This is a genomic window from Cupriavidus sp. IDO (assembly GCF_000812465.1).
GTDB lineage: Bacteria > Pseudomonadota > Gammaproteobacteria > Burkholderiales > Burkholderiaceae > Cupriavidus.
Map to the genome: position 1 here is coordinate 1 of NZ_JWMA01000201.1, position 24863 is coordinate 24863.

At 62.8% G+C, this 24863-nt stretch carries 24 protein-coding genes; 11 read left to right on the plus strand and 13 right to left on the minus strand.

Annotated elements, in window-relative coordinates:
- Positions 1-519 precede the first annotated feature (519 nt).
- A complete protein-coding gene (locus RM96_RS35450; protein ID WP_039016440.1) occupies positions 520-1695 on the plus strand; it encodes a low temperature requirement protein A in 1176 nt (391 codons plus the stop codon).
- A 24-nt stretch (positions 1696-1719) separates the two neighbouring features.
- Here RM96_RS35450 and RM96_RS35455 read toward each other — a convergent pair whose 3' ends face one another.
- Positions 1720-2808 carry a Zn-dependent alcohol dehydrogenase gene (locus tag RM96_RS35455; RefSeq protein ID WP_039016441.1) on the minus strand — a complete coding sequence of 363 codons (1089 nt, stop codon included), beginning with the start codon at positions 2806-2808 and terminating at the stop codon, positions 1720-1722.
- Positions 2809-3069: 261 nt separating this feature from the next.
- Between RM96_RS35455 and RM96_RS35460 the strand changes: the two genes are divergently transcribed.
- Positions 3070-3372: a hypothetical protein gene (locus RM96_RS35460; protein WP_152624276.1), complete on the plus strand. Its 303-nt coding sequence runs from the start codon at positions 3070-3072 to the stop codon at positions 3370-3372.
- A 347-nt stretch (positions 3373-3719) separates the two neighbouring features.
- Positions 3720-4856, plus strand: a complete 1137-nt coding sequence (locus tag RM96_RS35465; RefSeq protein WP_039016443.1) for a zinc-binding dehydrogenase — start codon at positions 3720-3722, stop codon at positions 4854-4856.
- A 1-nt stretch (position 4857) separates the two neighbouring features.
- On the opposite strand, the gene RM96_RS35470 is transcribed toward RM96_RS35465, so the two are convergent.
- Positions 4858-5193 carry a DUF302 domain-containing protein gene (locus RM96_RS35470; RefSeq protein ID WP_052279930.1) on the minus strand — a complete coding sequence of 112 codons (336 nt, stop codon included), beginning with the start codon at positions 5191-5193 and terminating at the stop codon, positions 4858-4860.
- A gap of 233 nt (positions 5194-5426) precedes the next feature.
- On the opposite strand from RM96_RS35470, the gene RM96_RS39165 reads away from it, so the two are divergent.
- From RM96_RS39165 to RM96_RS35480, 3 genes are all read left to right on the plus strand, one after another.
- Positions 5427-5738, plus strand: a complete 312-nt coding sequence (locus tag RM96_RS39165) for a hypothetical protein (RefSeq protein ID WP_152624277.1) — start codon at positions 5427-5429, stop codon at positions 5736-5738.
- A gap of 51 nt (positions 5739-5789) precedes the next feature.
- Positions 5790-6131, plus strand: a complete 342-nt coding sequence (locus RM96_RS35475; RefSeq protein ID WP_039016444.1) for a hypothetical protein — start codon at positions 5790-5792, stop codon at positions 6129-6131.
- A gap of 127 nt (positions 6132-6258) precedes the next feature.
- Entirely contained in the window at positions 6259-6456 is a 198-nt protein-coding gene (locus RM96_RS35480; protein WP_039016445.1) for a hypothetical protein, read from the plus strand.
- A gap of 343 nt (positions 6457-6799) precedes the next feature.
- Here the strand turns inward: RM96_RS35480 and RM96_RS35485 are convergent, their stop codons facing one another.
- Both RM96_RS35485 and RM96_RS35495 read right to left on the minus strand, forming a co-directional pair.
- Positions 6800-7744 carry a histone deacetylase family protein gene (locus tag RM96_RS35485; protein WP_039016446.1) on the minus strand — a complete coding sequence of 315 codons (945 nt, stop codon included), beginning with the start codon at positions 7742-7744 and terminating at the stop codon, positions 6800-6802.
- Between the two features lie 777 nt (positions 7745-8521).
- Positions 8522-8896: an NUDIX hydrolase gene (locus RM96_RS35495; RefSeq protein WP_039016448.1), complete on the minus strand. Its 375-nt coding sequence runs from the start codon at positions 8894-8896 to the stop codon at positions 8522-8524.
- Positions 8897-9217: 321 nt separating this feature from the next.
- Here RM96_RS35495 and RM96_RS35500 point away from each other — a divergent pair, with 321 nt between their 5' ends.
- Genes RM96_RS35500 through RM96_RS35510 form a run of 3 tightly spaced genes read left to right on the plus strand, consistent with a single transcriptional unit; the run spans position 9218 to position 11542 of the window.
- A complete protein-coding gene (locus RM96_RS35500; protein WP_039016449.1) occupies positions 9218-10201 on the plus strand; it encodes a Bug family tripartite tricarboxylate transporter substrate binding protein in 984 nt (327 codons plus the stop codon).
- Complete coding sequence (locus RM96_RS35505; RefSeq protein ID WP_039016450.1) at positions 10194-11060, plus strand: PhzF family phenazine biosynthesis protein; 867 nt, start codon at positions 10194-10196, stop codon at positions 11058-11060. Before RM96_RS35500 ends, RM96_RS35505 begins: the two co-directional genes overlap by 8 nt.
- On the plus strand, positions 11057-11542 hold the full coding sequence (locus tag RM96_RS35510; RefSeq protein WP_039016451.1) for a RidA family protein: 486 nt from the start codon (positions 11057-11059) through the stop codon (positions 11540-11542). The genes RM96_RS35505 and RM96_RS35510 overlap by 4 nt, the downstream gene beginning before the upstream one ends.
- A gap of 17 nt (positions 11543-11559) precedes the next feature.
- Here RM96_RS35510 and RM96_RS35515 read toward each other — a convergent pair whose 3' ends face one another.
- The 7 genes from RM96_RS35515 to RM96_RS35545 form a co-directional block, all read right to left on the minus strand.
- Positions 11560-12330 (minus strand): helix-turn-helix transcriptional regulator, encoded by a 771-nt coding sequence (locus tag RM96_RS35515; protein ID WP_039016452.1) that lies wholly within the window; start codon positions 12328-12330, stop codon positions 11560-11562.
- Positions 12331-12954: 624 nt separating this feature from the next.
- Positions 12955-13869, minus strand: coding sequence for an SMP-30/gluconolactonase/LRE family protein (locus RM96_RS35520; protein ID WP_039016453.1), 915 nt, complete (start codon positions 13867-13869; stop codon positions 12955-12957).
- A 10-nt stretch (positions 13870-13879) separates the two neighbouring features.
- The gene (locus tag RM96_RS35525; protein WP_082016860.1) at positions 13880-15232 is read right to left on the minus strand and encodes an MFS transporter; all 1353 of its coding nucleotides are present in this window, start codon (positions 15230-15232) and stop codon (positions 13880-13882) included.
- Between the two features lie 72 nt (positions 15233-15304).
- Positions 15305-15718, minus strand: a complete 414-nt coding sequence (locus RM96_RS35530) for a cupin domain-containing protein (protein ID WP_039016455.1) — start codon at positions 15716-15718, stop codon at positions 15305-15307.
- 29 nt (positions 15719-15747) lie between these two features.
- Positions 15748-17118: an NAD-dependent succinate-semialdehyde dehydrogenase gene (locus RM96_RS35535; RefSeq protein WP_039016456.1), complete on the minus strand. Its 1371-nt coding sequence runs from the start codon at positions 17116-17118 to the stop codon at positions 15748-15750.
- Between the two features lie 63 nt (positions 17119-17181).
- Positions 17182-18159 (minus strand): Bug family tripartite tricarboxylate transporter substrate binding protein, encoded by a 978-nt coding sequence (locus RM96_RS35540; RefSeq protein WP_039016457.1) that lies wholly within the window; start codon positions 18157-18159, stop codon positions 17182-17184.
- A 91-nt stretch (positions 18160-18250) separates the two neighbouring features.
- Positions 18251-19045, minus strand: coding sequence for an SDR family NAD(P)-dependent oxidoreductase (locus RM96_RS35545; protein ID WP_152624278.1), 795 nt, complete (start codon positions 19043-19045; stop codon positions 18251-18253).
- A gap of 198 nt (positions 19046-19243) precedes the next feature.
- Here RM96_RS35545 and RM96_RS35550 point away from each other — a divergent pair, with 198 nt between their 5' ends.
- Entirely contained in the window at positions 19244-20182 is a 939-nt protein-coding gene (locus tag RM96_RS35550; protein ID WP_039016533.1) for a LysR family transcriptional regulator, read from the plus strand.
- A gap of 169 nt (positions 20183-20351) precedes the next feature.
- Here RM96_RS35550 and RM96_RS35555 read toward each other — a convergent pair whose 3' ends face one another.
- Positions 20352-20993 (minus strand): nucleoside-diphosphate sugar epimerase, encoded by a 642-nt coding sequence (locus RM96_RS35555; RefSeq protein ID WP_039016459.1) that lies wholly within the window; start codon positions 20991-20993, stop codon positions 20352-20354.
- 1472 nt (positions 20994-22465) lie between these two features.
- Between RM96_RS35555 and RM96_RS35570 the strand changes: the two genes are divergently transcribed.
- Positions 22466-22840, plus strand: a complete 375-nt coding sequence (locus RM96_RS35570) for an NUDIX hydrolase (protein ID WP_039016462.1) — start codon at positions 22466-22468, stop codon at positions 22838-22840.
- Positions 22841-22997: 157 nt separating this feature from the next.
- Here RM96_RS35570 and RM96_RS35575 read toward each other — a convergent pair whose 3' ends face one another.
- Positions 22998-24653 (minus strand): phospholipase D family protein, encoded by a 1656-nt coding sequence (locus RM96_RS35575; RefSeq protein WP_082016861.1) that lies wholly within the window; start codon positions 24651-24653, stop codon positions 22998-23000.
- Positions 24654-24863: the final 210 nt, after the last annotated feature.

Here is a 24863-nt window from a genome sequence, read left to right on the forward strand (position 1 = left end):
CGAGGTCGGGAGGACGGCCTGTCAATGCCTCGCGCCGCCTCGTTACCACGCGGCAGGCATCGTAGCTATGCCCTGAAGCGAATACCCGTACAAAAACCGTCGAACACTACGATAAGACTGGCCGTCCGCCGAGGACAGAAAACGCGTTTTTGGTTACTTTTGTCGCTCGGACAAAAGTGACTCGCCCGGCAGGGCGAAACGGGTCCGTCGACCCACGACAGCGGCCAACCCACAGCCCCCAACCTCAGACGCCCCAAGACGCCATCCCCACAATCCCGCGAACGCCCATTAAGAGCCGCTGGGTTCCCGCCTTCACCAGAACGAAGAATCGGCTCCCAGAAGCAATGCCAAGTGCATAGATCTCCCGCCAGCCCGAGCGGGGCGCAGCCAACTGATGCGCAAATGCCGGAAATCGCAAATTCTATTGAAGCCTGTTCCCAGGGGGTTCCCGACCCGACCGCGTTTGAACGAATATGTAGCCCACACCCAGACAACGCCGCTGCGACGGATCGCCAAACCATGCCCCCCAACTTCCTCCGCGTCCGCGACGGGCACGAAGCCCGCGTCACCGAAGGCGAGCTGTTCTTCGACCTGATCTACGCCTTCGCCATCACCCAGCTGTCGCACCTGCTGCTGCACCATGCCACCCTGCATGGCGCGCTGGAAACGCTGGTGCTGTGGTTTGCGGTCTGGCTCGGGTGGCAGTACACCTGCTGGGTCACCAACTGGTTCGATCCCGACGCCCTGCCCATCCGCCTGCTGCTGTTTGCCGCGATGGCGCTGGGCCTGCTGATGGCGGCCAGCCTGCCGGAAGCGTTCGGCACGCGCGGGCTGGTATTCGCCATCTGCTACGTTGCGCTGCAGGTCGGCCGCACGCTGGTGGTGGTGCTGTTGCTCGACCGCGATCATGCGCTGTCCGCCAACTTCCGCCGCATGGCCTGCTGGCTGGTCATCTCCGGCGCGTTCTGGATGGCCGGCGGCCTCGCCCACGGGCAGCTGCGGCTGCTGCTGTGGATCCTGGCGGTGCTGTGCGAGTACGGTGCGCCAATGACCGGCTTCTTCATTCCCGGCCTTGGTCGCTCACATGTCAGCGACTGGCGCAGCGCCGAAGGCGGGCATATCGCCGAACGGTGCCAGCTGTTCGTGATCCTGGCGCTCGGAGAGTCCGTGCTGGTCACAGGCAGCACGCTGGCAGGCGCCGGGCATTGGGATATCCCGGTGGTGATCGCGGTGCTGGTCTGCTTCCTGGGCAGCGTGGCAATGTGGTGGGTCTACTTCGATACCAGCGCCGGCGCCGCGTTGCATGCGCTGACGCATGCGCGCGAGCCGGGGCAGATGGCGGCGTGGATGCACTATGTGCACGTCTTGCTGATCGCCGGCATCATCGTCAGCGCCGCGGCCGATGACCTGGTGATTGCGGAGCCGGACCAGCGCATCGGCGCCGCATCCGGAACACTGCTGCTGGCCGGGCCGGCCATCTATCTGCTGGGCAATGCGCTCTACAAGTGGATCATCTACGGCTGGCTGCCGCTGTCGCACCTTGGCGGGCTGGCGATGCTCGCCGTGCTGGCGCCGATTGCACCGCACACGGATCTGCTGATGGTGGGTGGCCTGACCAGTGCGGTGATGTGCGTGGTGGCGGCATGGGAAAGCATTTCACGCCGGCGCAGCAGGCGCGGGGCGGCACCCGCGTGAAGTGGTGCCGCCCACGGCCGGGCTTCAGCGCTCGAACAGGATCACCGAGCGCGCCAGCTCGCCGCGCCGCAGTTCGTCGAACGCATCATTGATCTGCCCGAGCTGCAGGCGCTGGGAAATCAGCTCGTCCAGCTTCAGCTTGCCCGCCATATAGAAATCCACCATGCGCGGCATATCCACCGGGAAGCGGTTCGAGCCCATCATCGAGCCCTGGATGCGCTTCTCGCCGAGGAAGTCGCTGCCCTTCAGCTCGATCTTCACGCCCGGCGCAATCATGCCGATGACGGTAGCAGTGCCGCCACGGCGCAGCATGGCAAAGGCCTGCTCGGCGGTCTGCTTGAGGCCGATGGCCTCGAAAGCGTGATGGACGCCGCCACCGGTGAGTGCGCGCACAGCGTCCACTGCGTCAGTGCTGCCGGCGTCGACCACATCCGTCGCGCCGAACTGCCGCGCCAGTTCCAGCTTGCCCGGCATGCGGTCAATGGCGATGATGCGCCCTGCTCCCGCGATCGCTGCACCATTGATGGTGGCGAGGCCGATGCCGCCGCAGCCGATCACCGCCACGGTCTCGCCGGGGCGCACGTTGGCGGTATGCATCACGGCGCCCATGCCGGTGGTCACTGCGCAGCCGATCAGCGCGGCGCGGTCGAGCGGCATGTCGCGGCGAATCGCCACCAGCGCATGCTCGTGAATCAGCATCTGTTCGGCAAAGGCGGACAGGTTGACGAACTGGTTCATTGGCCCGCCCTGCCGGCCCATCAGGCGTGGCTCCTCGCCTTCGCGGCGGCGCGTGTCCGGCTCGACGCACAACGAAAGATGCCCCGTCAGGCAGTGCTCGCAATGGCCGCAGTAGGCTGACAGGCAGGTAATCACGTGGTCGCCGGGCTTGACCGTGCGCACGTCCGAGCCGACTTGCTCGACCACGCCCGCGGCCTCGTGGCCCAGCACGACCGGCATGGGGTACGGATAGGCGCCATCGAGGAAATGCAGGTCGGAATGGCAGACCCCGACCGCCGCCGTGCGTACCAGCACTTCACGCGGGCCGGGCTTGCCGATGGCAATGTCTTCGATGACGAGCGGGGTCTTCGGTTGGTGCAGGACGGCGGCTTTCATGGGTCTCCTTGGATGCCGGTGCCATGCGCGTGTCACGAAGGCTGCGCGACTGCCGGCCATGTGCTTCAGTGGATGCAGGTGCTTAACTTACCGTTCAAACGGTTGTTCAGTGAAGGGGCCCCGGGCCCGTTACTCCCCTGGTGGGAGGGAAGTCGATCTTCTAGCATAGATACGCTGGCCAGGCGACCGACAAGGCAGGGAGCGCCTGATATGACGGTTACGAGTCAAGTGACGGTTACGCGGCTTCAGGAGGTAATGGATATGTCTGCCACAAGGATTGAGATGTGCGACCAGGATGGCGACGGGGTATTGACCATTCGAGATGACGGCGCCGCATTTTCAGGGGTCGCGCTTGAGCTTTCGAATCTTTTCGGTGAAGACGTGGTCGCGGATCTTGACAAGCACCAGTTGCTCAATTGGTGCGAGATGGTCGCGGCCCACCTTCGCAACCAAGGCGTTATGCCAAGCGAGTGCGCTCCGGAGGGCTGCGTCAAGAAAACCAGTCAAAGCCGGACGAAAGAGCAGCCTGGCGTCGAGGAGCTCTTGCAGTCGGCGGCATCTTGACGCTGACGAACGCGAGACGCTCTACTGGCAACAGAGCGTCTTTTCGTTGGCGCATTGATTAACAATCCCCACCAGCCAGCGCTTCCCGTCTATCTCCAGGCCGAACCCGAGAGCCCCCCACTCTGTGGCGCCAGTGGCTGGATTGATTGTGGGCGGGCTGACCGCCAGGTGATTGACATATCCACCGCTATCAGTGCGCTGCATGATGGCCAGTCGGCCGACGCATGACCTGAATTTCCGGCCCAGTACGGGATTCGCGGGAACTTGCTACATTGCTGACTGCTGGCGAAAACAGCCCCACGCTGCTGCCCCGCTCACCGCAAACCGACAGACCAAGGAGACATCGAATGCGCACCGCACTTCAACTTCGTTCGCAAATCAAGAGCAGCGGTGAACTCGAGCTGTCGCTAGACAGCATCGACACGCCGCGCCCTGGCTCGGATGAAGTGCTCATCCGCATTGAAGCCTCTCCCCTCAACCCGTCCGATCTCGGCCTGCTGTTCGGTGCGGCCGACATGCGCACGGCCAAGGCCAGCGGCACGGCCGAGCGCCCCATAGTCACCGCGCGCGTTCCGGAAGGCGCGCTGCGCAGCATGGCGGGCCGCCTGGATGCGTCCATGCCGGTTGGCAATGAGGGCGCGGGCGTGGTCGTCGAGGCAGGGTCGTCCCCTGCGGCGCAAGCCTTGATGGGCAAGACCGTGGCTGCCATCGGCGGCGCGATGTACTCGCAGTACCGCTGCATTTCGGCGGACCAGTGCCTGGTCCTGCCCGAAGGCGCCACGCCTGCTGACGGCGCGTCGTCATTCGTCAACCCGCTCACCGCACTGGGCATGGTCGAGACCATGCGGCTCGAAGGACATAGCGCCCTGGTGCATACCGCCGCGGCCTCCAACCTGGGCCAGATGCTCAATCAGATCTGTCTCAAGGATGGCATCAAGCTGGTGAACATCGTGCGCAAGCAAGAGCAGGCGGACCTGCTCAAGGCACAAGGTGCGGTCCACGTCTGCAACGCCGCGTCGCCCACGTTCATGCAGGACCTCACCGAGGCACTCGTCGCCACTGGCGCAACGATCGCGTTCGACGCCACGGGCGGCGGCAAGCTCGCCGGCCAGATCCTCACCTGCATGGAAGCGGCCTTGAACAAGACGGCCCGCGAATACAGCCGCTATGGCTCGACCACCCACAAGCAGGTCTACCTCTACGGCGGCCTGGACACAAGCCCGACCGAGTTCAACCGCAACTTCGGCATGGCGTGGGGCATGGGCGGCTGGCTGGTGTTCCCGTTCCTGCAGAAGATCGGGCGCGAGCGGGCCAACGCGCTGAAGCAACGCGTGGTGGCGGAGCTGAAGACCACCTTTGCCAGCCACTACTCGAAAGAGATCTCGCTGGCCGAGGTGCTGGACCTGGACGTGATCGCCGTCTACAACAAGCGCGCGACGGGGGAGAAGTACCTGATCAACCCGAACAAGGGCCTGGCCGGATAAATCACCCCGGGGCGCCTTGCGCGCCCACCGTGTCAGGAATCAGCCGCTGGGCCACAGCCAGCGGCGCGGCACTGCCGGCCGGCAATGGGTGAGCGCTTTCCAGTTCCGCGGCGTGGAAGCTCACCCGGGCGCAGCCCTGGCAGTCATCGCGCACGAGCACGCGCAACGGCAAGTCCAGCACAGCGCTGGTTGCCGCGAGCATCAACGGCGTTCCCCGCTTGACGTTGCCATAGATCAGCAGCTGCATCGGCGGCATTGCCAGCCCGGCGTTGCGTGCAGCCTCGGCATGGTCGATCCTCGCGAAGAACGTCATGCCCTTGTCCAATTGGCCGGTCACGGCCGGCTGCTGCCGGTGATGCCGCGGCCGTCTCTGACCACAGGGCAGAACAGTCGCTCGAGCGGCCGCCTGACCGCGATGGGAAAGGTCGGCTCATGGCCCAGAGCGGCCAAATAGCGCTCTCGTGCCACGCAGTTGGGGGACTCCAGGTTTCTCAATGAAAAAAATAGGGATGATGGCCAAATGATGGATTGATCACAGATCGACAGGCGCGTAAATCAGAAGACGTCAGATTGGAAGCCGCGATCAATCCGAGTGAGGCAGCCATGACCTTGTCCGATCCCGAAAGGCTTGCTCAGTATGTCCGGGCCCTTCCCGACTTCGTTGTCTATAAGACCGTCGATGGCAACTACAACCATGTCGGTGCGACCGTTGCCGATGCGGTTCTCCAAGCCAATTTGCGATATGCAACGCATGTGAAGCCGCGTGTGAACCGAATTCTGGCGGTTTATCCAGCGGCGCGGACGACCCGTGCTGTTCTTGCCCTGTTGGGGACAATCAGCGCCACGGACTTCCTTCATTGGCGAGGCCAAGATCGCGCCTAACGCTTTTGTCACATTCTTGGCCTGTTCGCCTCGGAAGGCATAGATACCGAGGTGCACCTGCGCGACTGGCTATCCGACAGTGCGAGTCCGCAAAAGCTGCGGTCCATCAAGGGCATTGGCCCGAAGACAGTGGACTACTTCCGAATCCTGGTAGGAGTATCCACCAGTGCAATTGACCGACATCTCCGCAACTTTCTCTGGTTGGCCGGGCTAATCCCGAGTGGTTATGCTGATGACCAAGCCGTGATCAATGTCGCAGCCGACATCCTTGGCATCGACCGCGCCCACTTCGATCACAGCATCTGGCAGTATATGAGCAAGCGTGGGACGACATCTGGCATCGCCGGTTCGAGTCGCGGCAGGGCCTGTGACTTTGGGGCATCGTTGCAATGAAGGCCAATCAGGCGAACAGCGTGCCGAGGGGGGGAAGGGTTGCAGCACGCCTGAGCTACGGCGAGGTAGAGCCGGTCCGCTGAAGGCCCGGGCAAGAGCACGCCTGCCGGCTCTTGGGAGATGCGCTATGGATACTCCATTTGCCCACGGTACCTTCGTCAAGGTGCTAAACGCACGTACACCGCGTACCGAATTTCTCGTCGGCCAGATAGTGCAAATCGTCGCCTACGGCAAGCGGACCGGTGTTTATGCCGTATTCTTCGATGGCGAAATGTTTGCACCATTCCGGCATGAGGACTTTGATGTGGTGCGACATAGCGAGTGAAATTGCCTTGCGCCAACGTATAGACGGTGCCTGAACCGGTCTCCAATCAGCCAGAATGAGACCGTCCCGACTTTGCTACGGGCGACCGTCTCAACGTCAATATTGGACGACAATTCTTACCGTTGCGACTGCTCCAGATCTCGGAGTGCATTCTCGCGATGTCCGAGCTGACGTTAGCGACGGAAACTCTGCCGTTCCGGCCATCCGCTCGCATATAGATCGGTGGCCGAGACACCGGTCGGACCGTGCGTGCAACGCTGAACAGTGTCATGAAAAGTTCTGGGGCAAGCGTCATGCGCGACCAAGTACTATCGGCGCTGAACGCGGTCGCACCGCTGTCTGTTCACTCGGCATCGAGCTGCATCAGAGCGCTGACATGAGCTATTGCACTCGTGGCCAATGCGTCAAGGCTATAGCCCCCTTCCAGGATCGATACGATGCGGCCGTCGCACGTCTCGTCGGCAATTTGCATCAGTTCCTTGGTAATCCAATGGAAGTCACTGTCCTCCAGGTTCATGCCAGCGAGGGGATCCAGGCGGTGCGCGTCGAATCCCGCGGAGACAATGAGGATTTCGGGGGCGAACGCCCTTAGCGAGGGAAGCACGAGGGCGGAAATCGCGGCACGGAACTGCGCCGGCTCACAGCCGCGAGGCAACGGAACGTTGACAATATTGTGGTTCACTCCTGTCTCGGACCGGGCTCCGGTACCGGGATAGAAAGGCGACTGGTGGCTGGATGCATAGAACAGCTCCGGGCGGTCGAAGAATGCTGCCTGGGTTCCATTGCCGTGATGCACATCGAAATCGACCACAGCGACGCGCTCGAGTTTGTGGACCTCATAGGCGTAGGCCGCCGCGATCGCCGCCTGGTTGAAAATGCAAAAGCCCATCGCCTTCGCCGGTTCAGCGTGATGGCCGCACGGCCGCGTTGCGCAGAACACGTTACGCGCCTGGCCGTCCATCACCGCATCGACACCCGCGCAAGCAGCGCCGACGCAGCGCATGACGGCTTCCCGCGAGCCAGGCGACATGACCGTATCGCCCGCGTCCAGCGGCACGTATCCCTGGGTGGGGGCGCTTTGCGCGATCTCGTCGATGTAGTACGAATCGTGGATCAATTGCAACTGCTCGACGGTGCCCATCGGCGCATCGCGCCGTTCCAGCGAAGCGAACTCCGGCGTTCGCAACGCCTGCACGACGGCTCTCAGGCGTTCGGGCGACTCCGGATGGTGCGGCCCGGGGCGGTGTTCGAGACACGCGGAGTGGGTATAAATAATCGTAGTTGTCATGTTCGGCTGTACTCGGTTTCAACCGGCGACGTTGGTGGTCTACGTCAATCGTCACGGCAATCCCATCAGATATGTAATATATCAGGAGAGCGCGAACACCAACTGTCCAGCCGGTTTTGAAGAGTCGCAGCGCCAGCCCGGCACGGTCGTGCGTTTTTTGTGGGGTAGTGATCTTTTTGATGGGTGGCCCCGTTGGGCGGTGGCGCTAGCCGAAAGCGGCAGAGTCCGGCTCAGGGGGGCGGTTGAATCCGCGATGGCCCGCTCCAGGTCCAGCCGCCGAGCCGCCGCCGTTTGTGCCCGGCGCCTTGGCCGGGGCTTGATCTTGTCGCATTCGGTCTTCGGTGGGCTCTTTCCGCCGAACGTTCATGAACCGCCGTTCATCCGCGAAGAGAAGGTCTCTAGCCGACCCATCCCGGTCATCCACCAGATCTGAAATGAATGTCCGATGCGCACCGAGAAGCCGCCAGTCAGCCCTGTTTCAGCGTAACGACGCGGCTCTTTTTTTTGAACAGCACGAAAGACGCCAGTACATGCCGTTTATACGACTTGGCGAATGAGTATGATTATCACGTAGGCTGCGGCAACCACCAGCATGGCCCCAGCAAAGGCCAGGTAGTATCTAGCCCCGTGGTGTGGCGGATGGGAATGAAAGTGATGAACAACAGGCTTCATTTGCTTCCCCTTGACCACGTTGCCCACAATTGGAGCTTAGCCCTGCCATGGCAACGGACCAAGCAAGCCTGCTCGCCCGGCTCAACCGCCGGAGAAGACATGCACTTAGCGCTGGCGTACCAGCCAGAAGCTTTCAATAATCTGGCGCGTCGCGGGGCTGATGACAATCTCCCCCAGCTCCGCTTGCGAGAACCACTGGCAGCGTGCGATTTCCTTGCTAGGCTTTGGCGCGGCAGATTTCCCAATATTGGCGACGAAGACATGGTGCACGGTCGTTGCACCTATGACCTGGAACAGAAAGCCGAGCCCTCGAGCCAGCAAGGTGGTTTCCTCTAGAAGCTCCCGTCCTGCGGCGTCAGCAAATGTCTCGTCCTTGCTCGGACGCCCACCCGGCAGCGCCCACCGGCTGCCGTCCTTGGAAACCAGCAGCACGCGGTCGCCGCGCGCGCAAACCACGGTGGCCCTTATCTTCGTCTTCATCAGTCGAGTGGGGTAAATTCAAAATTTGGCGCCGATCTTACACGCGAGGCCGAGGCGGCGCAGACAGGGCAGAATTCTTCCTTGCTCCACACGGGAACCTCATGCAGGCCTGCCCACGTCAGCCGTTCTATAAGGCGGTTCCTCGACTGGTTTCAGCCGTCAAATCGGCGATGCTCTAGCGGCCGTTTCTGGCCGACAAGCGCCGGTCGTCAGTCCAAGCCCCCGGCGCATGCGCATTTCGGATGGCTGAAAGTCGCATTCCGGTTCGTAGCCCGCCCGACACGTTCGTAGACTCCATGCATTCCAACAAGCGGAGTGCACATGTCCATCCTGTCCATTTCAACGCGCAAGGCCCGCTGCGTCGCGCTGGCGGCCGCGGCCGCAGCAAGTTGCGTCGCCGCCTATGCGGAAACCTGGCCATCAAAGCCGATCACCGTGGTCGTGCCATTTCCGGCTGGCGGCGGTACCGATCTGGTGGTTCGCTCCATCCAGCCGCTGTTGCAGCGTGAGCTCGGCCGCCCCGTCGTGATCGACAATCGCAGCGGCGCGGGCGGCACGCTTGGGTCTGCCTATGTCGCGCGGGCTGCGGCCGATGGATATACGGCCGGCGTGGTCACGACGAGCACGCACGCGGTAAGCGTTGCCCTATATCCAAAGCTGACGTACAACCCGGCGAAGGACTTCGCCTATGCCGGATTCATTGGCACGTCGCCTTATGTGCTGGCCGTCAACAACACCTTGCAGGTGGCGGATGCCAAGGCGCTTGTCAGCAGACTGAAGGCCGACAAGGCGCAGCACAGCTTCGGTTCGGTTGGTGTCGGCACCGTGTCGCACCTGATGGGCGAGCAGTTTCAGAAGCTCGTCGCCGTGCCGATGGTTCACGTCCCGTATCGCGGTGCGGCGCCGGCGTACACTGATCTGATTGGTGGACAGGTGCAAATCATGTTCGACAATCCGGTAGGACTGGCGCCATACATCAAGGCACACAAGATTGCCGCCATTGCCGTGACCGCTCCGACACCGCTGCTCCCCGATGTACCGACGTTCGCCAGCCAGGGCGTGCCAGGCTTCGAGCAGCAACTGTGGTATGGCATCGCCTTTCCCAAGGGAACGCCCGCTGCGATCGTCGATCGCTTCAATGCAGCACTGAACAAGGTGCTCTCTGACAATGCGGTCGTGGCCGATCTCTCGAGCAAAGGTGTGACGGCGCGCCCCGGTACACCCGCCGCACTGCAGGCCGCGGTTCAAGCAGACATCCCGTACTGGGGCAAGATTGCCAGTTCCGTGGGAGCTACAGGTGAGTAATGTCAGTCTGATCCGGGTTTTTGTACGCGATGGGCGAGGCGGCAATCCGGTGCCGCTGGTCTCCGATGCCCGTGGCATGAGCGCGGTGGAAATGCGAAGGGTTGCTGCAGCATATGGGCACGAGTCCGCCTTTGTATTGCCGAGTGATATCGGTTGCGACTGGCGTTTCCGATTCTTCGTTCCGCAGCACGAGATGGAGATGTGCGGCCACGCCACCGTGGGCACGCTGTGGGCGTTGCGCCAATGGGGCCGCTGGACGACCCCGGCGGTGCGCATCGAGACGCTGAGTGGCATCGTGCTGGCGTATTGGGACGATGCGCTGCAATCCGTTTGGATCTCGCAGCCGGCGGTGCGTACCCAGACGCTGGACGCCGGGGCATCGGGCCGAGTGGCGGCGCAACTTGGTTTTTCAGCCGGTACGTATGCGGCCACCAATGCCGCGACGAGTCGCGTCAAGACGCTCATCGCCTTGCCTTCCGTGGCGGTGCTGGACAGCTTGCAACCGGACTTCTCGACCATGGAGTCGCTCTGCGCATCGATCGGCTCAACCGGGCTCTATCCCTATGCATTTGGCGTATCGAAAGCGGACGGCCGACCCGTGATCCATGCGCGGCAATTTCCAAAGTCGTCCGGCTATCCCGAGGATGCCGCCACCGGCATAGCGGCGGCTGCCTTATGGGGCTTTCTGAACCAGGCGGGTGAACTGGCTGGCCCTGATGGAAAGGTGTCTTCCATCGCGGTCTGGCAAGGTGATGCCATGGGCAGCCCCTCGGAAATTCTCGTGGCGCCGCGCCATACGGATGCGGGCGAGCCTGACGGATGCTGGCTCAGCGGCAGCGTGACTTGGAGCGATGCGTGACGGACAGCTCCCCCGAGGCGCGGCTTGCCGCAGCGGGATTCACGTTGCCCGAAGTGTCAAGTCCACGTGGCAGCTATGCGCCGTATTGCGCGATCCAGGTCGGCACATCGCAATGGGTGTCGATTGCCGGTCAGGTATGCCGGCGGAACGGCGTGGCCATGGCGGGCCAATGCCGGAGCGACGATGATCTGGAATTCGCCCGCCATGCCGCCGAAGTATCGGTGCTGAATGCGCTGGCCATACTGCGGCTGGCTTGCGACGGCCAGTTGTCGCGCGTGATCCAGATCGTTCGCCTTCGCGGCTTCATCCGCGCGGCACCGGACTTTACACGACATGCGGCAGTGCTCGATGCGGCCTCGGCGGTTATGCGCTCAGCATTCCCCGGTCAGCCGCTGCCGGCACGCAGCGCGCTTGGCGTGGCCAGCTTACCGGACCGGGCTTGGACGGAGATTGAGGTCGACGCCATTGTGATGACGGCCTGAAGGCGTCGGCCGCTAGGCTACGACGGCGCCGGCACTTCGCGCAGCAACCGGTGCAGATGCCCGCTGGAGGCAAAGCCGAGATCCATGCTGACGCAGGCGGCGGACCGGCCTCCTGCAATCAGCTTGCGTGCGTGCTCGGCCAGGATACGACGCCGTACGGTCACGGGCGTCGTGCCCAACTCGATCTGACAGGCGCGCTGCAAATGTCGGATCGAGATGCCCAGTTCGCCGGCCACGGTATCGATCGATGGCAAGGGCATGTCGCGTTCGAGCGCCGCATGGAAGCGCTGGACCATGCGCAGTGCGACGGACGCCGGCTCTTCGGGCATCGCCAGCGGCCGGCTCGTCATGATCTGCGCCACGATGGCGCGCACGAGCCAGGACGCGCTGGTGAATGAGATCGTAGGCGCGAGCAGCGCCTCAAGCATCGCGATCGTCGCGGCGTCCAGGTGCATGGCGCCGAACCGTAGGCACACGGGCAGGCGATCGGGCGGCAGATAGAGTTCCCCGTGCTGCTGAAGGCCGTGCTCGGATGCCGTCAGGTGCGACGTCGACGCATGCAGCAGTACAGCGGTACCGCGCACCAGCGAAGCGGCATGCAGTGCGTCTGGCTCGCCGGACGAATCGTTCCAAACCGTCCTGAGCCTGCCCATGCGCGGCCACAACAGCATGCCGCAGTCGTGGATGTGCCATGCTCGGCGAAAAGCAGGCTGTCGGCTGTCATGTAGGGCGAATCCATGCTCCGCGGTCAGGTGAAGCTTGGGAGACAGGTGAGGATCGTTGGTCATCGCAGGCGTTCCGGCAGTCACAGGCGGAATGCCACCGATAATACGCCGTTCCGTGGACTGGGGGCAGCGGAGCGCTAAATCGGCGGAGCCGCGCACGCCCTGTTATGGCAACAGTCTGGTTTCCAGTTCCGACTTAGTGCGTGATTCGGCCATCGACCACGTGCCGACCGTCGCTTTGCGACCCACTTCGGCCCGTCAACCTACGGTCACCTCGACGGCGGTCTCCAAGGTACAACGGTCGTTCAGTAATTCGCATCGCAAGGCGGGTGTTCGGCCTTCTCAGCCGTTCGACAATCAACAGTTGAAAGGCCGAGCACGACGGCTTTGCGAAACGGCCGGCGAGATGCCGCGCCCATCAGGAGGGACAAGCCCGTTGCAACTAGCCTCTATCGGCTGATGCCGTCAATGATCGATGCGATCCCTTTTTGTAGCAGAGACCAGTCCAGGCCGGCGGAGTCCACGGTGAGCGGCAGCTTCCGGGAGGATATGAACGTCGGATATGGCCGGAGGCTGTGTGGTGACGTCAGCCCGAGGGGATGTTGGACGCTACTCAGTGCCTGCGCCGATGCGGCAGCAGACGCCGCATCGGCCCTGATTCCTGAGCCCGCGCGCAGCCGCTGCGGCTCACTGGGAGAACATCTTCTTCCCGGGAACGTCGAGCGCTGCTTTCAGTACCGTGCCAGAGCTGGATTCCGTAATGAACAGCGTGCGGTTTCCCTCGCCGCCGTAGGCGATGTTGGTCGTGTGGTCGCCAACCGCCGACATGATGCGGTGCACGGGCTCGCCCCGGGCGTCAACCACCCAGACCGAACCCATGCCGGTATGGGCGATGGCAAGGCGGCCACGTGCGTCCAGCGCAAGGCCGTCAGGTCCTGTCCCGCCTGAGAGCTGCACGAAGGTCCCGACCTTGCTGGCCGTGCCATCGCGCATGAACGGCACCCGCCAGACAGCGTTCGCCCGCGTCACTGCAAGGAAGAGGATCGATTCATCGAGGTTCATCACCAGGCCGTTCGGACTGGGGATGCGATCCAGCACGCAGTCGAGTCGTCCTTGCCGGCTGAACCGGAACAGGCGGCCACTGGGATCCTGGTGGCCTGACAGCCCTTGGTCGGTGAAATAGAGATCGCCGTTGGCCGCGAAGAACAGGTCGTTCACCGCCCTGAACCGCTCGGCGTAGTGTCGCTCCAGCAGCGGGCTCACTTTCCTGGTCTCGAGGTCGAGTACCATGATTCCGTGCTTGTAGTCGGCAATATAGGCACGTCCGTCGCGGCCAAATTTCAGACCATTCGGCCAGCCGTCGTACTCCACAACCACCTCGCACTCTGCCGATGGCGTGAAGCGAACAATCCGCCCGTTCGGTGCATCTACACAGTACAGATGGCCGTCATTGCCGAAGCTAGGCCCTTCCAGCAGCGACCGGGTCGGAATGCCGTGGGGTTGGCTGTTTTCCCAGGCAGTGGCCATGTCGGGGCGCGGAGCCGCCTCGGGCAGGCGCGCGAACACCGTGGCCTGGGTAACGGGGGGTGGCGCAAAGAACATCCGGGATCTCCTACAGACTATCCATGGAAACGCCCGAGCTGGTGGGGCGCCTCGGGCGTGCATCCACGAGCGGGTTGTCGCCGATGCGTTTGCGCGTTGCGACCTGGGAAATAGCCGCGCCGGCGAGGAGCAGCACGCCGGCCGCAGCGAAAGCATAATTGTATGAGCTGGTCGCGGCAACCAGATAGCCGGTCACAATGGGGGCCAGGATGCCGAACACGTTCCCGCCGACGATGGCGATGCTGTTCGCCTTGCCGGCATCCGATGCATGGACAAGCAGGTCGTTGGCAAGCGCCATGTTCAGCGAGATCGCCGTAGCGATGCCCGTGAGCGAGACAGCCAGCAGCAGCACGATGACCCAGATGTTGTCCACGACCGGTGCAGCAAGAATCACGGACGAGCAGAGAAGCATCGCGCCGATCATTGGCCTGCGCTTCCCGGCTTCGGCGTCTCCGGGCCGAAGGACTCTGTCGCTGAACTTGCCCAGGAGCATGCCGAACAGCACTGCGCAGCCATACGGCAACGCCGTGTAGATGGCGGCCTCCTTGATGTCCATGCCTTTGGTTGCCTGCAAATAGCTGGGCAGCCAGGTCAGGAAAAGGTATTGGGTGTACACGGCACACCCCTGTGTGAGGGCAATCCCCCACATGCTCCCGGACTTCAGCAAGCCAGCCAGGCCGACACCACCGCTCATTGCCGCCGTCGCTTCAGACCCCGCGGCAACGTCGGAAGCCTCCGGTCGAGAATTGCGGAACCAGATCATCCATGGAGCGAGCCATAGGAGGCCGACGGCCCCCGCAAGCATGAATGCGGCGCGCCAGCCGAAGACAGATACCAGCCATCCAATGACCAGTGCGCCAAGCGCCGGGCCGGCGTATGCGCCACTGTTGAAGATGGTGGTGGCGAACCCTCGGTTCTTCGCGGGCACCTGGTCACGGATGAACTTGTTGGCGCACGGGTAGCTGGTTGCCTCGCCGGCGCCCATGACCAGGCGCGTGGCGAAGAGCGCCGGGAAACTGCCGACCAGTCCCGTGAACACGGTGGCAATCGACCACACGCCCATGCCGCCTGCGCTGACCCCTCTTGCGCCGTACTTGTCGGCGAGGATGCCCGACGGGATCAGGCAGAGCAGGTAAGTCCAGAGGAATGACGAGAAGAGATAGCCCATTTCCACCGGGCCCAAATGGAACTCGGCGGCGATAGGCTTGGCGGCAACCGAGAGCGCCACGCGGTCAAGGTAGTTGATTAAAGCCATGGTGAAGAGCAGCAGGTACACCGCCACCATGCTTCGGGGGGTTGAGGATTTCACAATGTCTCCTGTTCTTGTCCGCCGCCGTGATCCTGGCGGGGTGCGGCCTCCCATGGGACGCTTGCTTGAATTGCCCGAGGGGCGGCCTTCCCTGCCTGGCGCGTGCCAGCAGGGAAGGCCCCGAACTTACGTGTTGTGTTCGGCAGCGATGGGACGGGTTTCGCCGGTCTCCACCAGGGTTCGGCTCGCGTTCATCGACCCGTAGATCCAGAGAATCTTCATGGGCGCAGTTGCCGAAGCATTACGGAAACGGTGCGGAACATTCGGGGGAATGAACGTAGCATCGCCCCGCTTGACGGGAATGGATTGCCCATCGATGTCAAAAATGGCGTCCCCCTCGATCAGCACCACGCTCTCTTCGGTATTGTGATGATGGAACGGGATCTCCGCGCCGCCGGCAAACTCGGTATAGCCCGTGATGAAGGCCGTGGCCCCCACCGCCTTGCCGACCAGGGGGGTCGTGCGGGCGCCGCCGCCCCGGTCATGGGTCTGGATGGTGTCAGGCTTCAGCAGCACGGAGTTGGATGCGGTCTTGATCATGGCGTTGACTGGAAAATGAGGAGGAAGGATCAGTGGGTGGGGCCGACCCACACCGTCTTGATGTTGGTGAATTCGCGGATGCCAAACTCGCCGAGTTCGCGGCCGTAGCCGGATTGCTTCACACCGCCAAAAGGAAGGCGCGGATCGGAGGCGACCAGCCCGTTGACAAACACGGCACCGGCTTCGATTTGCCTGCTGAGGATATGGGCGCGCGCGAGGTCGTTGGTCCAGAGTGCGGCGCCCAGCCCAAATTCCGTGGCGTTCGCAACTTCGATCGCCTGCTCGGCGCTGCTGACCCGGATCACTGCGGCGACAGGCCCGAACGTCTCCTCCACGGCCGCAGCCATGCGCGGCGTGACCCGGTCCAGAATGGTCGGGGCGTAGTAGAAGCCCGGCCCGTCGAGCGGGTGCCCGCCCAGCGCAATCACGGCGCCGGCATCGACAGAGCGCTCCACCTGCGAGTGCAGATCGCTGCGCAAGTTGGCGCGCGCCAGCGGCCCTATGGTGGTGTGGCGATCCATGGGGTCGCCGACTTTCAGCATGCGCGTCCCGGCGCAGAACGCGGCAACAAACTGATCGGCGATCGCCTCTTCGACAATGAATCGCTTGGCGGAAATACAGCTCTGGCCCGTGTTCGAGAACCGGGCTTTCACTGCCATCCTGGCCGCGGCTTCGACGTCCGCATCGGCCAGCACGATAAACGGGTCGGAGCCGCCAAGTTCCAGGACCTGCTTCTTCATGAGGCTTCCGGCCTGGGCGGCGATCAGTTTCCCGACGGCCGTGGAGCCGGTCAGCGTCACGGCGGCGACGCGCGCATCGGCCAGCACGCCCGCGACGTCCGATGCTTCGATCATCAGGGTGGTGACCAGGCCCTCGGGCGCACCCGCTTCGCGGAAGACGTCCGCCAGCGCGAGCGCGCACTGCGGCACGTTATTGGCATGCTTGAGCAATGCTGCATTGCCCGCGGCCAGGGCGGGGGCCGCAAAGCGGATGAACTGCCAGAAGGGGTAGTTCCACGGCATCACCGCCAGGACGACGCCCAGCGGATCGAACACCACCCGGCTGTCCGCCGCACTGCTGGGAACATGGAGGTCAGCCAGAAAGGCCGGCGCTGACTCGGCGTAAAACTCGCAGGTCCACGCCGATTTCTCGATCTCGGCTGCCGCCTCCGCGATCGGCTTGCCCATCTCGGCAGTGATCATGGCAGCAAACCGCGCCTGATGGCGGCGAAGCACCGCGGCCACTGCCTTCAGGAGTGCACAGCGTTCGTGAATCGGTTGCATGCGCCATGCTTGCTGGGCAAGCACGGCCGAACGCAGCTTGCGCTCGGTGTCGTCGGGACGGTCGAACGGATAGCGCCCGATCTCTGCGCCGGTCGAAGGGTTGACTGAGACAATCATGGGTAAGTAGGTAGCAGGTTGTTTAGCGTTTGCGGCGATGGCAAGGTGACGCCTGCGGCAACGTCAGAGTTGTTCACTGACGAGGACCTTGCGTCGAATCAGGTCTTCCAGGATGCCGGAGTCCTTTGCCAGCCTTGCCTTGAATTCCTCAGGCGTGCTGCTCACGACGTCAAACCCGTTCTGGGCGAACCGCTTCGCGATCTCCGGGTTGCGCATCACCTCCGCAGTGGCCGAAACGATCTTTCGCCGGACGTCTGCCGGCAGGCCACTGGGGGCTGCCAGGCCAACCCAGGTGGGGTACTCCAGGCCGGGAATGGACTCACTCATGGTCGGAACACCCGGCAGCAGTGCTGACCGCTTCGATGATCCGACGGCAATGGCCCTGACCTTGCCGGCCTGGATATGCGGAAGCAGCACGGATACCCCCGCGAACGCGAAATCGATGTGCCCGCCGAGCAGGTCCGTAATCATCGGCGCCGCTCCCTTGTAGGGAACGTGAGTCGTTTTCAATTGGCGCGCCAAGGCCATCTGGGCACTGTTGACGTGCCCGGCCGACGCCACGCCCGACGTGCCATACGTGGTGCCTGGATGGGCTTTGAGGTAGGCGATCAGCTCTTCCAGGTTCTTGACGGGCAGATCGCCGCGGGTGACCAGAACTTGCGGCGTCGTCACCAGGAGGTTCAGGTAGTCGAACGACTTGAAGGTGTCGTAGCGCAACGCCTTCATGATCTGGTAGTTGGCCGCTTGCGTATCCAGCGCAAGCATCAGCGTGTAGCCGTCGGGCTTCGAACGGGCGACCTCTGCAGCGCCGATGGATCCGCCGGCGCCAGGCTTGTTTTCGATCACGACAGGTTGTCCCAGCTTCTCGCCGAGGGCCACGCTGATGATGCGAGCCGTCTGATCGACGGCGCCGCCGGCCGCGAACGGGACGATCAGGCGGATCGGTTGATGGGGATACCCCTCTGCCGAAACCAATGCGCTGGCACTGGCACAGATAGCGAATACGGTGGCGTTGAAAAGGCGTCGATAGATGGATGCCATGGTTGTCTCCGATCTTGTTTTTATCCGGCCGGTTCCAGCGATCGCATGAACCTGGCCGGGCACAGGTGCGGGGCGTTAAGGTGTTTGGGCGTTAAGGTGTGCTGGCGATCAGGCCGCCGTCGACGACGATCTCGGTGCCGGTGACGTAACGGCTCTCGTCGGCGGCCAGGAACAGCGCGGCATGGGCCGTGTCCCAGGCGTCACCCATGTATTTCATGGGAATCTGGTTGTTCCGGCGCGCCAGGAAACCTTCCGGGTCACCCTGCGCATATTTCTGGACCAGGTTATCGAGAAGCGGCGTATGCATGAGGCCTGGCACCACGCAGTTCAGCCGGATACCTTCTGCGGCGTGGATCACGGCTGTCGTTTTCGTGAACTGGATCAGCGCCGCCTTGGCCGCTGCATAGGCAACCTGGGGCTTGCCAACGTAGCGCAGGCCAGCGACCGAAGATACGTTGATGACAGAACCGGCGCCCTGCTTGCGCATGATCGGCAGCACATGCTTGCAGGCGAGATACGCGCCTTTCAGGTTCACCTGGATCTGAGCGTCCCAGACTTCTTCCGTCATATCAACGGGTCCGCCGGGCTGCGACAGGCCAACATTGTTGACCAGGATGTCGATGCGCCCATACCGCTCGAAGCACTCGTTGACCACGCGCTCGACGTCATGGGCTTTGGTGGAGTCGCACTGCACCACATGGGCGTGGCTGCCTTCTTCCTGGATCAGCTTGCGCGTTTCTTCGGCGTTCGCCAGATTGAGGTCGGTGCCGAAAATCCTGGCACCCTGCCGGGCCATCAGGACCGCCATGGCTCTTCCATTGCCCCATCCCTGGGCCACTGCGCCACATCCCATGATGAGGGCAACCTTGTCGGTCAGTTTCAGCATTCGATTGATCTCCTTTATGGCATCGCGACCTGTCATGCCGGTCAGCGTCGGGAGAAATCGTAAGCAGGACCGATTGATAAGTGAAATTCTTTGTACCTATTTAATGATAGAGTTTAGGAATAAATAGGCCGCCGCCACGGCAGCCTGGATCTGCTCGATCCGCCAGCTGGATCGGGTCTCTTGTGATGAGGAATGCGCGTGAATGTGACGCCACGTCAACTCAGAATCTTCCTGGCCCTTGCCGAGTCGCTCAATTTCAGTCGTACGGCGGAGAAGTTCTTCGTGACACAGCCGTCCCTCAGCAAGGCTGTGAAGGACCTGGAGGACGCGTTGGGCGTCGTATTGTTCGAGCGCTCCACGCGCTCGGTGCGGCTGACAGCGGCCGGTGAGCGCATGACCTCACTGGCGCGGCGCGTGGTCGGGGAATTCGATACCGGTCTGCAGCGTCTGCAGGGCCTGGCGGATCATGAAGCCCACCACGTCGCCATCGCGGCGATCCCGTCGCTGGCAAATGCCGTGCTCCCGGGGGTCTGCGCGAATCTGGATAATCACTTTCCCGGGCCGCGCTTCACGATCTACGACGGCACCAACGCGTCCACGATTCTGCGCCTGGTCAACTATCAGGTGGATTTCGCCCTGGCCTCCGCAGCGCCGTCGCACCCCGAGCTGGAGTACGAGGAGGTCATGCGCGACCGCTTTGCGCTGCTCGCGCCGGAGGGGTGGGAGACGGCGGTGCGACCGGTCATGCGAATGGAAGAACTGCTCGATCTGCCACTGATCAGCGGAACCGACGCGAGTACCGCCAAGGAGTACGTCAGCGCGGCGTTCCTGCAGCGGGGCATTGTCTTCCGTCCGAAGCTCTCGTTTGACCAGGTGGCCACCGCGGCGGGATTTGTACGCCAGGGGTTGGGGATAGCGATACAACCCTACCTGGGCATCATGCCGCTGCTGGATCTGCGGGGGATGCGTCTCTGCCAGATCGAGGATGGTCCAATCCGGTCAGTTGGAATCGTACGGCGCAAAGGCTCGCCCCTGTCGCCGATCGCCGAAAAAGCACTGGAGGAGGTGCGTGCCGCCGCCGGGAAGCTGGTGCAGCATCTGCCGGCATGGATTCACCCGCCTGCGACCTCGCCTTGATCGCCGGGTGATGCGTATTGGCGGGCGCTTGACGGGCGCCGGAAACGGGCGACCTCGATCAGGACGGTGGAGGTGGTAATCGGCTACGCCGTTGGCGGATGAAAAGGCCGATTATGCGAAAACAGCGGCAACGGTCGCCCCTTACGGCAAGATCGAACGCACAACAATGTCAACGCATCGAACCGGATAGCAGGACCGTTTTGCCTTTGGCGGACGGAACCGCATACAGCAAGGCCTTTGCGACAGCAGTTGCCTCGATTGGCTTGTAGTTTGAGGGGATGAGGAAGCCGAGCGCCTTGCCGAGCGCAAATCCCAGCTTCTCACCCTGCCGCACCGGCTGCCCTACAGCTTCCCGGTCTCCAACAAGAAGAGAAGGACGTGCGATGACCAATCCTTCGAACGGCATTTGCGCCAACGCGCTCTCGAGATCTCCCTTTACACGGCTATAGAAGACCTTCGAGTTTGGGTCAGCCCCCATCGCGCTCACCAGGCCCGCCTTCTTGACGCCAGCGACCAGTGCCGACGTGGCGACCGCCAGATTGGCGTCGTAGTCGATAGCGCGAAATGCGGCTTGGTTGCCGGCGACCTTTATCGTGGTTCCAAGCGCCAAATACACCTCATCCGCAGGCGGCAGGGAAGACAGAGCAGCGAAGTCAACGACATGGGTTGTCAGTTTGGGATGCCGGATTGCCGGCGCCCTGCGGCCTAGGCTGTGCACCTCGACCACGGATTCATCGGCCAATAAACCATTGAGTATCTCTCTCCCCACCAGGCCGGTGGCTCCTGCGATGATGACGGTTCGGTTTGCCATTGGCAGATACTCCGTAATAAGCAGATTCTCTTACAAGCCGTTGCTTGGCAGGCGAGGCCGAAGGCTTATTGGACCAACTGCAGATCGCCTTCGCCGTCGAAATTGGCGCATCCCGTCGCGGCGACACGCCATCTCGGCACGTCGAAGAGCAAGTCGTCGCGCTGCGCGTGGCGTCCTCGTGACGACCGACATACTCGCCTACTTCTTGCGCAACATCAGTTTGGACCAGGCGAAGGGCATTGTCTGTCCGTCGTTCCCGGGGCGCATCATACCCAGGCGCAGTCAATCCGACACGGTCGAGGCTTGCAACTCCCAGCGCTGCTTGCCCTTCCTCATGCCCGTGTCGTTGTCGAATACGCATTAACGACGAATCCGTGTCAGATTTTTCCCTATTTCTCCCGACATCGCTCTTCCAGATAGCTCCTCGCTATAGTGAAGACCAGTAAGCGCCTTGGCGGTGCCTGCAACAGTGCTAGGAGGGAGAAATGGATTGCACGTCGTCCGGTCCACGAGCGTCTAGGGAAACTTCGCGAATCGCACAACGAGGGCAGGCGCCACGCGCGACCCTCGGACAGCCGGGTGTGGCGGAATTACTGCTAAGGTCTGTGATGGCGTCGACGTGCGGTGCACTCAGCCCAGTCACGCTGGCGGCTCACGTTGGCAGGCCATTGCATAAGGGCAGATGCGACGTCGACGCATGTCTGAAGCACGGGGACCGTCGGCAGCAGCGATGGTTGGCCGAGCTCAGGCAGGCGGGGGCTATCGTTGGCAGCGCGCATGTTGTCCTGGATGGCGAGCTACCGTCAAGCAGCTACATGCCATGGCGTAACGGAATGCTGCCGTTTGGGACAGGGCAAGACGACAACTTTGCGCAGTGCCTGGCGGTGGCCCGGCTATGCGACCAGTACTCTCAGCGAGAAGCGGCATTCGGTCCGGCATGGCTCACCATCCGCTATTTCCTGGACTTTGGGCCGAGTACCGGGGTGCGGGAAGCCCTGACGGTTTCGCCGGTGCGGCATCAACAGCTTGGCCCCTTGTGCCAGCAGAACCTCGAAGTACTCGAGGCAGGAGCCAGGGTCGCTACGCTAACCATTGTCCATGAGCACGCGGTTGAATCCGCCGCCGGGAGGGGACGGTGGTCAGCTCGTAGCCAGGCGACCGCTGCCGATCGACCCGTTTTAGCCGAGCCTCCGCCGTAGGCCCCCGGCGTCAGATAAAGTGAATCTGAGGTGCGGCTGCAGAATCTCGCGACATTAGACTTTAAGGCTCTGGCCTTGCCGACGCTTTGGAGTCCCGATCATGCGATGCAGGGGCAGCGTCACGATCTGCGATCCACGCATGCCGAGAGACTGGCTACTCGCAAGCCGAACTTGCGCCGCAATCGATGGCCGCGGCATTTCCTTGCCCGGATGCCCTTTCGCGAGGGGCGAGTATGATTAATTCTGCGGGGACTTCCATTGCAGGAACAGATTGTGAAATCCAAAACCAGGGCCACAGTTGTTTGCGTACGCGGCGACCGTGTGCTGCTAGTTTCCAGGGACGGGAGCAGGTGGGCTCTGCCTGGCGGGCGCCCGAGCAAAGAGGAGACATTTGCTGATGCAGCGGGCCGAGAGCTGGAGGAAGAGACGGCCTTGACCGCCAAGGGGCTGGTGTTCTTGTTTCAGGTAATCGGCACGACGACAGTGCATCAGGTTTTCGGAGCAAACATTAGCAAAACCGCTGCGCCGAGGCCTAACAAAGAAATTGCGTATTGTCAGTGGTTCTCGCTTTTGGAGATAGCTGAGATCGTCGTCAGTCCTACAACGCGCCAAATCGTTGAGTCGATTTTTCAGCTACACCGATGCTAGATGAGTGAGGGTGGCTGTTCGATAATGCGACACCGGAGATATCGGCGCGGCCGGACAACGCTATTTTGGTAATTGCGCTGCAATCACCACATCCGGGAGGTAAGGCGAGCGAGCCAACCGCGACTAGCGTGCGAGCGAATTCTATGTTCAGGCCCGCCTATAACTCCTCCCTGATCGGCAACACCCTCAACACCCCGATCCCGATATGCTGCAACGGATCCATCCCCGGCTCGCTGTCGTAGGTCTTCAACTGCCCCTTCTCACGCGTGGTCCACGTCAGATGACGATGATTGCCATCGGCATCGGTCCGTAGCTCCACCCGATATGCCATATCGAGCAAGCCATCCTCCATGCTCTTGATCATCCGTTCGCACAGCGCCGGGCTGTCCAGCACGACGCCCATCTCGGTATTCAGCTTCGCCGAGCGCGGATCCATATTGAGCGAGCCGATGAATACCAGGTGCCGGTCCACGATGTAGTTCTTGGCGTGCAGGCTGGCCCGGCTGGACGCCATCCAGGTGCGCGAGCGCTTGTTGCGCTTCGAGATTTCCTCGTAGGCGCTTGGCTTGAGTTCGTACAACTCGATGCCGGCGGCCACCAGCGCCTCGCGGTGCGGTGCGTAGCCGGCGTGCACGGCGCTGACATCCGTCGCGGCAAAGGAATTGGTCAGGATCCGCACCTTGACCCCGCGCCTGGCCATGGCGACCAGCCATGCCTCGCCGTCGTCGTCCGGCACGAAGTAAGGCGACACCAGCACCACCTCGTTCTTCGCGCTGTTGATCAGCTTCTCCAGACGCGTGGTGGCATCGCCGTCCTCCTCGAGCTTGTGCGTGATCTTTGCCGCCTTGTCCGCCACGACTACGGCCTTGCCGGTGTAGCCGGGCATGTGGCCGCGTTCAATCCCCTTTGCCAGGCCCGAATCGAGCAGCTCCTGCACGTAGGGGCTGGCGCGTGCCTGGTCGCCCTTGACTTCGAGCTGCTTGCGCAGCGCGCGCGCCTCGAGAGGGGTCTTCTCGCCGCCGGTAATCAGCGCGGCAACGGGATAGGCCGACTCGTCATTCCAGTACTCGTCGAAGACCGCCGAAACCTGCGGCACGGCGGGGCCTGCAATCAGCACGTCGAGGTCGCTGAAGTCGATGTCCGGCCGCGCCCCGAAATAGGCATCGCCGATATTGCGCCCGCCTACCACCGAAATCTGGTTGTCGACCGTCATCGACTTGTTGTGCATGCGGCGGTCGAGCCGGCTGAAGCCCAGCAGCAGCTCCAGCCAGCGCATGCTGCGGTTGGCAAACGGGTTGAAAAGCCGGACCTCGATGTTCGGATGGGAATCGATGGCCGACAGCGTCTTGTCCATGCCTTCGGTACGCAGGTCGTCCAGCAGCACGCGCACGTGCACGCCGCGGTCGGCGGCGTCGATGATGTCGCCCAGCACCGCGGCGCCGGTGCCCTTGGTCACGAATTCATAGGTCTGCAGGTCCAGGCTGCGCGTGGCCGCTCGCGCCATGGCCAGCCGTGCGGCCAGGGCGTCGGGTCCGGATTGCAGCGGATAGAACAGCGACTCGCCAGGATGCTGGGCCAGCCGCGACGCCAGCACCTTGCCCAGCGGCGTGTCGCTGGTGTTGGCGGGCGCCACCGAAGGCGTGCGTTGCGCCGAGGCTGGCAGGCTGGCGCAGCCGGCCATGATGCCCGCGCAGCAACACAGGACGACCACCGTCATCAGGCGCCGCGCCCGCACCAGCCAGTCGAGCAGGTCCATCCGCGAAGCCGCGTCGCTTCGCCTGCTGGTCCGGGAATGGCGGATCGTCTGGATCATCGGGTTCTCTCCCTGCGCCGGGAACACGAGAGCCGACGTGCCCGGCGCCCGCTACTTCCAAACATAGCCTGCCGCGCTGCCCGCCGGCAGTGGAAAGTTTCCTTTCCGCTACGGGCGTTTGTCCTACAAATCCGCCCCTGATGCACCGCTGCAGCGCAACAACGTTGCGCCAGACGCACACACCGGAGCGATTCGCAGAGCCGGCGGCGC

Coding starts and splice junctions, on each gene's coding strand:
- RM96_RS35450 (WP_039016440.1), top strand. CDS start 520: ATGCCCCCCAACTTCCTCCGCGTCCGCGACGGGCACGAAGCCCGCGTC.
- RM96_RS35455 (WP_039016441.1), bottom strand. CDS start 2,808: ATGAAAGCCGCCGTCCTGCACCAACCGAAGACCCCGCTCGTCATCGAA.
- RM96_RS35460 (WP_152624276.1), top strand. CDS start 3,070: ATGTCTGCCACAAGGATTGAGATGTGCGACCAGGATGGCGACGGGGTA.
- RM96_RS35465 (WP_039016443.1), top strand. CDS start 3,720: ATGCGCACCGCACTTCAACTTCGTTCGCAAATCAAGAGCAGCGGTGAA.
- RM96_RS35480 (WP_039016445.1), top strand. CDS start 6,259: ATGGATACTCCATTTGCCCACGGTACCTTCGTCAAGGTGCTAAACGCA.
- RM96_RS35485 (WP_039016446.1), bottom strand. CDS start 7,744: ATGACAACTACGATTATTTATACCCACTCCGCGTGTCTCGAACACCGC.
- RM96_RS35495 (WP_039016448.1), bottom strand. CDS start 8,896: ATGAAGACGAAGATAAGGGCCACCGTGGTTTGCGCGCGCGGCGACCGC.
- RM96_RS35500 (WP_039016449.1), top strand. CDS start 9,218: ATGTCCATCCTGTCCATTTCAACGCGCAAGGCCCGCTGCGTCGCGCTG.
- RM96_RS35515 (WP_039016452.1), bottom strand. CDS start 12,330: ATGACCAACGATCCTCACCTGTCTCCCAAGCTTCACCTGACCGCGGAG.
- RM96_RS35520 (WP_039016453.1), bottom strand. CDS start 13,869: ATGTTCTTTGCGCCACCCCCCGTTACCCAGGCCACGGTGTTCGCGCGC.
- RM96_RS35525 (WP_082016860.1), bottom strand. CDS start 15,232: ATGGGAGGCCGCACCCCGCCAGGATCACGGCGGCGGACAAGAACAGGA.
- RM96_RS35530 (WP_039016455.1), bottom strand. CDS start 15,718: ATGATCAAGACCGCATCCAACTCCGTGCTGCTGAAGCCTGACACCATC.
- RM96_RS35535 (WP_039016456.1), bottom strand. CDS start 17,118: ATGATTGTCTCAGTCAACCCTTCGACCGGCGCAGAGATCGGGCGCTAT.
- RM96_RS35540 (WP_039016457.1), bottom strand. CDS start 18,159: ATGGCATCCATCTATCGACGCCTTTTCAACGCCACCGTATTCGCTATC.
- RM96_RS35545 (WP_152624278.1), bottom strand. CDS start 19,045: ATGCTGAAACTGACCGACAAGGTTGCCCTCATCATGGGATGTGGCGCA.
- RM96_RS35555 (WP_039016459.1), bottom strand. CDS start 20,993: ATGGCAAACCGAACCGTCATCATCGCAGGAGCCACCGGCCTGGTGGGG.
- RM96_RS35575 (WP_082016861.1), bottom strand. CDS start 24,653: ATGATCCAGACGATCCGCCATTCCCGGACCAGCAGGCGAAGCGACGCG.